Source organism: Vibrio sp. 1249-1, assembly GCF_033340495.1.
Map to the genome: position 1 here is coordinate 81,091 of NZ_JAWOWJ010000015.1, position 10,510 is coordinate 91,600.

The 10,510-nt window shown below is 43.1% G+C and carries 9 protein-coding genes; 1 reads left to right on the top strand and 8 read right to left on the bottom strand.

Annotated elements, in window-relative coordinates; genetic code table 11:
• Window positions 1-205: 205 nt before the first annotated feature.
• The 5 genes from R7Z50_RS20445 to R7Z50_RS20465 form a co-directional block, all read right to left on the bottom strand.
• Window positions 206-1,765 (bottom strand): AbgT family transporter, encoded by a 1,560-nt coding sequence (locus tag R7Z50_RS20445; RefSeq protein ID WP_017635695.1) that lies wholly within the window; start codon window positions 1,763-1,765, stop codon window positions 206-208.
• 288 nt (window positions 1,766-2,053) lie between these two features.
• Complete coding sequence (locus tag R7Z50_RS20450; protein WP_206970860.1) at window positions 2,054-2,464, bottom strand: prepilin-type N-terminal cleavage/methylation domain-containing protein; 411 nt, start codon at window positions 2,462-2,464, stop codon at window positions 2,054-2,056.
• Window positions 2,454-3,764: a hypothetical protein gene (locus R7Z50_RS20455; protein WP_064369023.1), complete on the bottom strand. Its 1,311-nt coding sequence runs from the start codon at window positions 3,762-3,764 to the stop codon at window positions 2,454-2,456. Before R7Z50_RS20455 ends, R7Z50_RS20450 begins: the two co-directional genes overlap by 11 nt.
• Window positions 3,761-4,378 (bottom strand): PilW family protein, encoded by a 618-nt coding sequence (locus R7Z50_RS20460; protein ID WP_005383755.1) that lies wholly within the window; start codon window positions 4,376-4,378, stop codon window positions 3,761-3,763. Before R7Z50_RS20460 ends, R7Z50_RS20455 begins: the two co-directional genes overlap by 4 nt.
• Entirely contained in the window at window positions 4,359-4,868 is a 510-nt protein-coding gene (locus R7Z50_RS20465) for a GspH/FimT family pseudopilin (RefSeq protein WP_031780847.1), read from the bottom strand. The genes R7Z50_RS20460 and R7Z50_RS20465 overlap by 20 nt, the downstream gene beginning before the upstream one ends.
• Window positions 4,869-4,971: 103 nt before the next feature.
• Between R7Z50_RS20465 and R7Z50_RS20470 the strand changes: the two genes are divergently transcribed.
• Entirely contained in the window at window positions 4,972-5,403 is a 432-nt protein-coding gene (locus tag R7Z50_RS20470; protein WP_017820588.1) for a type IV pilin protein, read from the top strand.
• A gap of 69 nt (window positions 5,404-5,472) precedes the next feature.
• On the opposite strand, the gene dnaJ is transcribed toward R7Z50_RS20470, so the two are convergent.
• The 3 genes from dnaJ to R7Z50_RS20485 form a co-directional block, all read right to left on the bottom strand.
• Window positions 5,473-6,621: a molecular chaperone DnaJ gene (dnaJ, locus tag R7Z50_RS20475; RefSeq protein WP_005381620.1), complete on the bottom strand. Its 1,149-nt coding sequence runs from the start codon at window positions 6,619-6,621 to the stop codon at window positions 5,473-5,475.
• A 204-nt stretch (window positions 6,622-6,825) separates the two neighbouring features.
• Window positions 6,826-8,739, bottom strand: coding sequence for a molecular chaperone DnaK (dnaK, locus tag R7Z50_RS20480; protein WP_005381623.1), 1,914 nt, complete (start codon window positions 8,737-8,739; stop codon window positions 6,826-6,828).
• 347 nt (window positions 8,740-9,086) lie between these two features.
• Window positions 9,087-10,361 carry a dicarboxylate/amino acid:cation symporter gene (locus R7Z50_RS20485; RefSeq protein ID WP_005381625.1) on the bottom strand — a complete coding sequence of 425 codons (1,275 nt, stop codon included), beginning with the start codon at window positions 10,359-10,361 and terminating at the stop codon, window positions 9,087-9,089.
• Window positions 10,362-10,510: the final 149 nt, after the last annotated feature.

The following is a 10,510-nucleotide window of genomic DNA, read 5'->3' on the forward strand; positions in this document are numbered from 1 at the left end:
TCCAAAGAAACAAAAAACGATTGAAGTCAGGAATTTTATCACCAACTTCGGTTTCACTACAGCAACACATCACGGGACAAAGTCTGCAACTCTAAAAAACTAGTTACAAGACCTATCGATGTTCGTTTTACGAGAACAAAAAAGCGCAGATCGAAGACCTGCGCTTTTTGGCTGCCAATTAGCGGCTTTCACACCCTACACGTTTTTACATTGTGTAAGTGTAAGGAGCTTGAATGCCTAGCGGGATACCTACCATCCAATAAGCAACTAGGAAGATAGACCAACCGATCAGCATTGCGATCGAGAATGGCATCATTAGTGACGCAAGCGTACCGATACCAGCCGACTTCACATAACGCTGACAGTAAACCACTACAAGAGGGAAAAATACCATTAGAGGCGAAATGATGTTCGATACAGAGTCCCCCACACGGTAAGCCGCCTGAGACAGCTCAGGCGAGATACCAACCGCCATTAGCATTGGCACTAGGATTGGACCAATTAAAGCCCATTTTGCAGATGCCGAACCAATAAGTAGGTTTACAGACGCGGTTAGAAGTATCATACCGATGATGGTCACTTCACCTGGTAGGTTCATCGCTTTTAAGCCTTCTGCGCCATACAACGCTAGCATCGTACCGATGTTTGACTGAGCAAATGCAGATAGGAACTGAGCACAGAAGAACGACATAACAATGTATGCGCCCATGGTTGACATAGTATCAGCCATCGCTTTGATAATGTCGTTGCTGGTCTTGAACGTTCCAGACACTTTACCGTAAACGTAACCAGGAATGATAAACAGAATAAAGATCAACGGCACGATAGACTTCATTATCGGTGCTGAGAAGGCAGTAATTTCACCTTCAGGCGAGCGAAGTGCTGATGTTTCTGGAATTAACGCTGCAACAAGTAAAGCAATACCCGCCATCATTGCCCAACCTGCATAACGGAATGCTTTTGATTCCAGTTCAGTAAATGAACCTAGGTTTGGCGCGGTTTCCGCATCATCATCAATTGGCATTTTTGATAAACGAGGCTCGATGATTTTCTCTGTCACGTACCAACCAATCCCCACAATAATGATAGAGGATAGGCCAGTGAAGAAGATGTTCGCTAATGGGTTAACCACATATTCAGGATCAAGAACCTGCGCCGCAGTTTGCGTAAAGCCAGCCAATAGCGGATCGATACCTGAAGGGATAAAGTTTGCAGAGAAGCCACCAGATACACCTGCAAATGCTGCCGCAATACCTGCTAAAGGGTGACGACCTGCCGCATGGAAGATAATACCGCCAAGAGGAATAACCAGAACATAGCCTGCATCTGCCGCAGTATGCGATACAATGGCAACCAAAATAAGCATTGGAGTAAGAAGCTTAGCTGGCGTGAAGTTCAGCATCTTCTTAAGACCCGTCGTAATAAAGCCCGAAGAATCTGCAACACCCACACCTAGCATTGCGACAAGTACGATACCCAGTGGCGCAAAGCCAGTAAACGTCGTCACCATGTTAGCAAGGAAACTTGCTAGCGCTTCGCCCGTAAGTAAGTTGGTGATAGTAAGAGCTTCGCCCGTTCGAGGGTTTGGAAGATCGAATGATACATTCGACAAAAGTGCTGACGCCGCCCAAGTAATGATCAATGCCCAGAAGAACAAAATCGCAGGATCAGGAATTTTGTTACCTGTCCTCTCGATAAAGTTTAAAAAGCGCTCCATCCCGCTCGGCTTCGATGATGGTGCCTTATTTACAGCTTGGTTACTCATGGTAACTCCATAGTGAATGATGTTGGTGCCAAGGCCTATTTGAATAATTATAACGACCTACTATCCAACGAGTATTCTAGTAAACACTAATGGAGAAAGCACAAGGTTCTAGATTTTTTTTCATAATTGGAGACATATTTTGCAAAAACACCACTTCAATTAAACATAATAAAAACAGTAGCACATCAACTCAATTAACAGTTCAAAAACCATTTATTAACCGTGACAAATCCGGTATCAAACAGGAATTACACCCGCATTTGTCTCAGCCCATGTATGCAATTGAACTTAGTTTTCGAATTCACTGTACTGTGAAGTCATAGTTTTCAGCTGAACGGATTGCGTCTGCCCCATTCTATCTTCCCAACTTGTTGTGATGATGATCGTCTTTAGTGAACCTGATACAGTAGCAGGTGGCACATCCCACTCCACCGTGTACGCTCCAGTGGCGGAAGATCCTGTCACGATAGAGGCAAAACTGGCAGTAGAAATCGTAGAAAGCGCATCCGAAGCACCACGCGTTCGGAACCATTCGAGTTGGTTTTCTGCTAGACGAAGTGCTTCAATACTTTTTATGGCATATTCAGATTCACGTTCTAGATACACGTTTAGCTTAGTTAAACCTAGAGCCCCAACACCGATAAGCAGAAAAGAAATTAGAACTTCAAGAAGGTTAAAACCTTTTTGTTTAGAGATCATTCCAGGAGCCTCGCTGCCACTTTAGTTTCTCAATGTACTTGCCGCTCTTTCCACCATTGTAGGCAGGTATCAAAGATCCATTTAATTTTATAGTTCTATCTTCTGCATCTAACCCTATCCCGCCATCAAGCTTCAATGAACCATCTAGCAAAAAAGCATATTTATTAAAGTCATTATTAATATCATGCTTGTGAAAAGAAGTAGGGGTTACACCTATATCATTTTTAGAATCAAAAAGATCAATCCATATTTCTTTAACATCCAACACAGTTGGCTTTGAAAGGTATTGGTAAAGAAGTCCATCAAAATAACTCATACTTTGACTGTAGAGAACACCATCATAAATAATAAGCTGAATAGCATTATCTACAGGCTGAGTAGTAGAACCAAAAATATTTCCTGATATTGCGCAACTGCCATCGACCCAAAACCTTCGTTTTCCAGCAGCGTAAGCATTAGCTAACTTAGTATGGCATGACTTAACCCAACCTTTAGGTGTCTTACCGCTAGCAATTACAACGCCAACAGGATCCGCTTTAATCTCGTTTTTGAGTTTTGCTACGTTAACTGCGTTGAAATCCATAGTGAATAAGTCTTTGAAAACCGAAATATTTGCAACATTTTCTTTGATATCTTCATTTTTATTCGAAGTGCTAGTAGTAGCTAGGTAGGTTGGACGTTTGGTTTCTTCAAATAAATTGGATTTGTGCGAATTCTTACAAGTAAAGCTAGGAGCCCCTAAAATCCCAGTAGCATGACTACTGACTGAACTGTCCACCGTCAGAAAGTGCTCATCAGAACCACTTACACTTGCTACATAACTCACGGTTCCACCAGCAATAATAGATGTACACTCACTGTCAGACGACAAACCTTTTGCTTTAGGGACAAAGTGCATTGAGCCAGTAAGCTCTACCGACGCACTCGTTTTTAGTACAGCACCAAGGCCGTTCCCTGTCGAAATTATCACTTTACTTAAATTTGTATTTCCCTCTTTAGATGTAACCAAATATTCATAATCGCTGAGTTTTTTTATCGTAGTAGATACTGTACAGCCTAGTAAAGTAATTGTTCCGGAAGGAGGAAGAACTAACATCTTCTCCTTTATTTGTGCAAAAGCACATTCCAGTCCTCCTTCAGCCTTCCAATGTTCTTGTCGAGCTTTTAGTTCATTCTGAGCCACTTTTAATTGAAAAAATACTCCCTTTGATGATGCGAGAGATGTAATCAAAGCAAACAATAATAGTATGGATGTTACTAACAACGTCGTGTACCCAGAACATCCAAATTTAGATCTCATTGCCAATTCCTTTGCTTAATTGAAAACTCTGCAACTTGATTAATTACGCCATCTACAGTTTGTAAAGCCAAAGTAACATCCGTTACAGCGCTAATATTTGTGCCATTCGTTACGACATCAGAATTTACTGTAAAACTCGTCACTTGAAAAATATCTTCATCAAATAAAGAACGACAAAAATCCACACCATCAAAAGACAGTATTTTGGCTTGGGATACTACGCCATTTTCACAGATTACAAGTTTGCTATCTCGCTTCTCATACTTAATATTTCTATAGTTTTTATTTAGCGGAGAGTCATCTCTAAAATAAACAAAACCAATAGAAGATGCACCACTGATTGTAATTGTTTCCAAGGCTCCGGATAATTTAAGAGACATACCATGACCACCATCATAACCAGCCCTTTGAATATCTTCTTTCATAACAGATAAAGTGATATTAAGACTTTGCAATAAATTTAGCTCTAAGCTTTTTTCTTTTGCTGTTTTTTGTAAACTCAAGAATATAGAGCCCACTACACTAAGAACAATTAACCCAATTAAAGAACTAATCATTAATTCAATTAAAGAGCTACCTATTTGATAGCGTTTGTTAGCACTGACGGTAATCATATAACTTCGCTCCAGAATTACTACAAATCTTAATCCTCCCAGGAGGGTTTGAGATCTTTGCTTGTAGTTTTATGTTTTGAGCATTGGTTGGGAAAAACTCTATATTTCCTCCTTGGGGCCGTCCACGGACCTCATCGAAGCTTATTTTTTGATTATCGTAACTGTGCTTCAAAGATAATTCAGAGTATGCGGAGCCGGAAAGGTTTAAGATTACTCCCCCTGAGCCGCTAGATGAGTCAGTTAACTGTAGAGACCATGCCCCTTGACTGACAACAACGTTTTTAGCCATGGAGAAATGTATATATAACTTTTGATTTCTCATTACCGCCTCGGACTTACTTTGGCTTAGAAAACCAGCTAATTCAGTTGCCAATCGCTGCATTTGCACAGTTTGTGAAACACGGCTAAAGCTTGGAGCTGCAAACGCCAATATAATACTCAGTACAGCAACAGTAATAAGAAGCTCCAACAACGTAAACCCGCGAGGCATTTCCCAAATTCCTATGTAAACGGCAAAAGGGCCGTAATTCATCTTGCACAGATGCTATCACCTGCCAAAAATAGGCGGAAAAGTGAAAAGGAAACTACTCGTGATGATTCGAATTTCTCGTTGTAACGGCTACAAAAAAGGATTGAGAGGGATGACATTGATCGAATTACTGGTAGCTGTAGTGATTGTCGGGATCATTGCTGCAGTCGCATACCCCTCTTACACTAATCATGTAATCAAGTCTCATAGGACGGTTGCCTTGAGCGATCTTAGTCGAATTCAGCTAGAGCTAGAGACATCTTATGATGGTGGGTACGACTGGAGTCATATTCTCTCTGGAGGCACATGCACTCTATGTGACTCAGACACAAATAGATTTTCTTTCGATATTGCGAGCTCTGCAAGTACGGCCTATACCATTACAGCAACAGCAAAATCGGCTCTGGGACAAGACGACGACGAGTGCTTGACTGGTTCTAAAACGATTACTTTAACGTCAACAAATGTCGAAGAACCAAGTGATTGCTGGAATTAGGAAGAACACCGAGATGCAAAAAGGCCTGCATTTTAGCAGGCCTTTGTATTTGTGCTTTTCACTAACGTCTTAGCTGGTTAAATCATCAAAGAACTTTTTCACACCGTTGAAAAAGCCTTCTGATTTAGGCTTGTGCTTTGTCGCCGCTTCACCACCACAAGACTCTTCAAACTCTTTGAGCAGTTCTTTTTGGCGTGAGCTTAGGTTTACTGGTGTTTCAACAACCAACTTAACAATAAGATCACCAACACCGCCACCGCGAACGCCTTTCACACCTTTACCACGCATACGGAACATACGACCTGTTTGCGTTTCTGAAGGCACTTTTAGGCTTACGCGACCATCTAGGGTTGGTACTTCAACTTCACCACCTAGAGCTGCCATCGCAAAGCTTACTGGCACTTCACAGTATAGGTTGTTGCCATCACGCTCGAAGATATGGTGCTCTTTCACGTGCACTTGTACATACAAGTCACCCGCTGGTGCTCCCATTTCTCCCGCTTCACCTTCGCCAGATAGACGAATACGGTCGCCAGTATCAACACCTGCTGGGATCTTAACGTTAAGTGTTTTTGTTTTCTGCTTACGACCTTGACCATGACACTCATTACAAGGGTCTTTAATGATTTTACCTTTGCCGTGACAGGTAGGACAGGTTTGTTGCACTGCGAAGAAGCCCTGGCGCATCTGTACTTGACCATGACCATGACAGGTACCACATGTTTCAGCAGATGAACCTTTCTTCGCGCCACTACCATCACAGGTATCACAGTGTACTAGTGTCGGTACTTCGATCTCTTTCGTTACACCACGAACCGCTTCTTCTAGCGTCAATTCCATGTTGTAACGTAGGTCAGCACCTCGCTGGGCACGGTGGCCACCACCGCCACGACGACCACCACCAAAGATGTCACCGAATACATCGCCAAAGATGTCGCCGAAATCAGCACCGCCGCCGCCAAAGCCGCCGCCACCGAAACCACCGCCGCCTTGTTCAAAAGCTGCATGACCGTATTGGTCGTACGCCGCTTTCTTTTGAGGGTCGGTCAGAACTTCGTACGCTTCTTTTACTTCTTTAAACTTGTCCGCCGCAGAATCATCACCCTGGTTTCGGTCTGGGTGGAATTTCATCGCTAGACGCTTATACGCCTTTTTGATATCGCGCTCTGAGGCATCACGGCTTACGCCTAATACTTCGTAAAAATCACGTTTTGACATGTTCTTCGTCACCAGTTAATTACTACAAACGGCATCGATTCACCGCTTGGTGTTTGTATCGTTCTAGGTAAGTGCACTTGTCTGCAACATACTTAACTAGAAAGACAGCGTTTACAAACAGACGGGCGTAAGAGTTGCCCCAAACGCCCGCACACGAAGTCTTATCGACCCCAGATGGCTATGCAGCCATCTGGTTAAGAAATATTATTTCTTGTCGTCTTTAACTTCTTCGAACTCAGCATCTACAACGTCGTCTTCTTTAGACTGTGCACCTGCGTCAGCACCTTGTGCTTGCTGCGCTTGAGCTTGTTGTTGAGCGATTTCCATCAGCTTTTGAGAAGCAGTCATTAGTGCTTGAACTTTAGCATCGATAGCTTCTTTGTCTTCGCCTTTACGTGCTGTTTCTAGCTCAGAAATTGCTGCTTCAATCTTCTCTTTCTCTTCTGCAGGTAGCGCTTCACCAGCTTCTTCTACTTGCTTACGAGTACCGTGAATCATTTGGTCAGCTTGGTTACGTGCAGTCGCTAGCTCTTCGAACTTCTTGTCCGCTTCTTTGTTAGCTTCTGCTTCTTGAACCATTTTCTCGATGTCTTCATCGCTTAGACCGCCAGAAGCTTGGATAGTGATCTTCTGCTCTTTACCAGTCTGCTTGTCTTTCGCAGACACGTGTAGGATACCATCCGCATCAAGGTCAAACGTAACCTCGATTTGTGGCATACCACGTGGTGCAGGCTGGATGCCTTCTAGGTTAAATTGGCCTAGAGACTTGTTGTACATCGCTTGCTTACGCTCACCTTGTAGAACGTGGATAGTTACCGCGCTCTGGTTGTCTTCCGCTGTAGAGAAAACTTGGTTCGCTTTAGTTGGGATAGTTGTGTTCTTCTCAACTAACTTAGTCATCACGCCACCCATTGTCTCGATACCTAGAGACAGTGGAGTTACGTCTAGTAGTAGTACGTCTTTAACGTCACCAGCAAGTACACCACCTTGAACTGCAGCACCCATTGCTACTGCTTCGTCAGGGTTTACGTCACGGCGCGCTTCTTTACCAAAGAACTCAGCAACTTTCGCTTGAACCATCGGCATACGAGTCTGACCACCAACTAGGATTACGTCAGTGATGTCGTTTACTGATAGGTCAGCGTCAGCTAGAGCTACTTTTAATGGCTCAAGAGAGCGTTGTACTAGGTCTTCAACTAGAGATTCTAGTTTTGCACGAGTCACTTTAATGTTCATGTGCTTAGGACCAGTTGCATCTGCAGTAACGTAAGGTAGGTTTACGTCTGTTTGAGAAGTAGAAGAAAGCTCGATTTTCGCTTTCTCTGCTGCTTCTTTAACACGCTGCATTGCTAGTGGGTCGTTCTTAAGGTTGATGCCTTGCTCTTTGTTGAACTCATCAACCAAGTAGTTGATTAGACGGTTATCAAAGTCTTCACCACCTAGGTGAGTATCACCGTTAGTTGCTAGAACTTCGAATGTTTTCTCGCCTTCAACTTCATCAATTTCGATGATTGAAATATCGAATGTACCACCACCAAGGTCGTATACCGCGATAGTGCGATCGCCGCCTTTCTTATCTAGACCGTAAGCTAGTGCAGCTGCCGTTGGTTCGTTGATGATACGTTTAACTTCTAGACCTGCGATACGGCCAGCATCTTTTGTCGCTTGACGCTGAGCATCGTTAAAGTAAGCAGGTACTGTGATAACTGCGCCAGTTACTTCCTCACCAAGGAAGTCTTCAGCAGTTTTCTTCATTTTCTTAAGAACTTCAGCAGAAACCTGAGGAGCTGCCATTTTTTGGCCTTTCGCTTCTACCCAAGCATCACCGTTGTCAGCCTTAACGATTTTGTAAGGCATGATTTCGATGTCACGCTGAACTTCTTCGTCTTCAAAACGACGACCGATTAGACGCTTAATTGCAAATAGCGTGTTTTCTGGGTTAGTTACTGCTTGACGTTTCGCTGGTTGACCTACTAGCGTCTCACCGTCAGTGTAAGCAATAACCGATGCAGTAGTACGTTCGCCCTCTGCGTTTTCAATTACACGTGGTTTGTCGCCGTCTAATACAGCAACACATGAGTTAGTAGTACCTAAGTCAATACCAATGATTTTACCCATCTGGCTATCTCCGAATAAATTCTATTTTCGTTTGGTTATAACCCCAATGTGGGGGGAGGAGAATCGGGTTTCAACCCTTGCTCACAAACAAAAATAATCAATGTTTGCTTCTCTATGCCACATAGATAAGGGCGGCAAAATGCTTTTCAAGGGCAGAATTAAAAAAAAGCGTCTTTTTTCGAAATTTATGTGTTTCTTTCTGATTAGTTGGGAACTCGTCACACTGCTGTAGCGCAACAAAACGTCATTTCCCAGATAAATTTATTTATGCCCGACTCTTCCTAAATAAAAAACGAGCTCATAAGAGCTCGCTTCAATATTAGGGTTAAAATAAATTATTCAAGGTATTAGGCGTTCGCTTGAGCAGGCTCAGCATCAACACCTTCTTCTTTACCTATCTCACCTTCTGTTTTTGCAACAATGGTGTTCACTGCCGTGTCGCCGACAACGTTCGATGATGTACAGAACATATCATTAATACGGTCGACCGCTGCAATGATTGCCAAACCTTCAGGTGGTAAGCCTAGCTGGTGAAGCAAAACGCCTACCATTACCACGCCGCCCCCAGGAACGCCGCCAGCACCAATAGATAACAGAAGAATAGTTAAGCCAAGTGTAAAGATGTCTGCGGTGTTAATTGGCTGGCCAAAAGCGTTCGCAACAAACATCGTTGCGAGAGCAATATAGATAGATACACCAGACATATTCATCGTTGCGCCTAGTGGTACACCGAAGCCAGCAACCGATTTAGAGACCTGAAGCTTTTCTGTCAGTGTGCGCATCGTTACCGGGATAGTCGCATTTGAGCTCGCGGTAGATAGAGAGAAAAGAATCTGCTCACGAGTTGCACGTAGGAAAGTCTTTGGAGAAGTTCCTGTCGCAATACTCACTGCCATTGGGTAGAAGAAGAAGATCCAGAACACCAACATCGCAACCACCAAAGCCACGTAACCGGCAACGGACATTAATGTATTGGCGTTTAGCGTTGCACCTAGTTGAATCATTAGTGCGAACACACCATATGGTGCAAGACTCATCACTAATCCAACCAATTTCATCATGATTTCATTTGCCATTTTGAATGTGCGAATAGCTGGGCCACCACGAGAATCCAAAGCTTGAATTGCAAGCCCCGTCAAAATTGCCATAAAGATGATTTGCAGCATGTCGCCGCTAGCAAACGCTTGTACAGGATTGCTAGGAACAATGTTAACAACTAAAGAGAAAATGTCCGGCGTCTCTGTCGTTGTCAGCTGTACAGCCTCAGATACCGTTCCTGCTAGATTAGCGCCCGCTCCTGGCTGGAAGATCAAGCCGACAGTCAAAGCCGCCGTAATCGCAATGATGGTGTTAAGAATGTAAAGGGTAAAAGTTTTTCCACCAAGACGACCAAATGCACTGATATCTTTCAAGTCAACAATGCCGCATACGATTGAAACGTAAACTAAAGGAACAACAAGCAATTTGATCAGTGAGACGAACATGCCGCCAACACCTTCTGCTGCTCCAAGTAGGTATGTATCAAAAATCGCAATACCGCTAAATAAGTACTGAATTGCTGTCCCCAGCACAAGGCCGGCAAACAAGCCTATAAAAATCTTACTAGAAAGCGATTTATCCATTATAAATCTCCGATATGTTGTGTTTACTATTTACATTTTTGTAGTTATATATGCTTACTTTTAAAGCATTAGTCGCAAATCATACACACCGAAGTTACAAAATAAAGTGATAATTTACATTTTTGTTAACGAAATTATTTTAGAAAAAA